Source organism: Extensimonas vulgaris (assembly GCF_003337425.1).
Lineage (GTDB): Bacteria > Pseudomonadota > Gammaproteobacteria > Burkholderiales > Burkholderiaceae_C > Extensimonas > Extensimonas vulgaris.
The window spans coordinates 1-1,116 of record NZ_QPJU01000028.1; the positions used below are offsets into that span (position 1 = coordinate 1).

The 1,116-nt window shown below is 52.7% G+C and carries 1 protein-coding gene; it reads right to left on the bottom strand.

The annotated features are described in order from the left end of the window. Window positions 1-23: 23 nt before the first annotated feature. A complete protein-coding gene (locus tag DFR45_RS14275) occupies window positions 24-1,013 on the bottom strand; it encodes an IS630 family transposase (RefSeq protein ID WP_114484399.1) in 990 nt (329 codons plus the stop codon). Window positions 1,014-1,116 lie beyond the last annotated feature (103 nt).

Sequence of the window (1,116 nt, forward strand, 5' to 3'; positions counted from 1 at the left end):
AAGATACTAAGCAATAAACAAAATTAGTTCACAAACCCGCATTCAGGATGCCTAAAGAATCCGCGAATGATGTCTGGCAATCCCTTCAACCTCTCAAGCGCTTCTCGCAGCATCTTGCGCATATCGTATTTGTCGCGCGGAAATTGCTTGGCAACGCGTTCTTTGACATTTTTCCATACCTGTTCGTCAGGGTTGAGTTGCGGCGAATAAGGCGGCAAATAGCACAACTCCAATTTTCCGTTGGTTGAATCAACGAATTCCTTCACCAGCTTTGCCTTATGAATCGGATGACCGTCCACTATCAGGATGATGGGTTTGTCTGTTCCGATGAGCAATTGCTGAAGGAACGCCTTGAAGGTTTCGGCATTGCTGCGTCCCTCGACGAGCATGAACTGGAACTGTCCGTCCATGCCAACAGCCGACATCATGTTGACCGAAGGGCGCTGACCGGAAGCTCGGACGATAGGCGTACGCCCCTGGGGAGCCCAGGTGGTTCCAGCATGGTAGTCGGCGCGCATGCTTGCCTCGTCGGCGAACATGATCACGGCACCCTTGGCCTTGGCACGCCTGCGCAGCGCGGGCAACTCCGTGTTCACCCAAGCCTGTACCAGCGTAGCATCCTGCTCGTACGCGCGATGCAGGGGACGCTGGGCAGTAAAGCCCAGCCGGGCCATGATCTTCCCCAACGTCGGCAAGCTCAACTTCGTACCGAATTGCCGCTCGATCAGTTGCCCAATCAGGCGCAACGTCCACAATCCAAAATCAAATCGCAACTGATTGGGCGTGCTATCCCTGACAGTCAAGGCAATCCAGCGCATTTGCTCCTCATTGAGTTTGGGCGGGCGGCCCGCACCCTCTTTCGCCAGAAGTCCGTTCTGCCCGAATTCCACAAAGGTCGCCAGCCAGCCATACACGGCACGCGTAGAAACCTCGAAGTAATCAGCAATCTCCTTGACCGTGAATCCAGACCCGGACATTTTGACAGCCTGCATTCTGTTCCATTGCTGCTCCATACGGCGAGAAACGAAAATCGGCTTGCGAGGTGGTTCTTTATTCATGCGCCGATTTTAACTTATCAGTAGAAACTTGTGAAATAATTTTGTTTATTACTTAGTA

What these genes read in the sequence shown, in the direction of transcription:
- DFR45_RS14275 (WP_114484399.1), bottom strand. Translation starts at nt 1,013, where the DNA reads ATGGAGCAGCAATGGAACAGAATGCAGGCTGTCAAAATGTCCGGGTCT.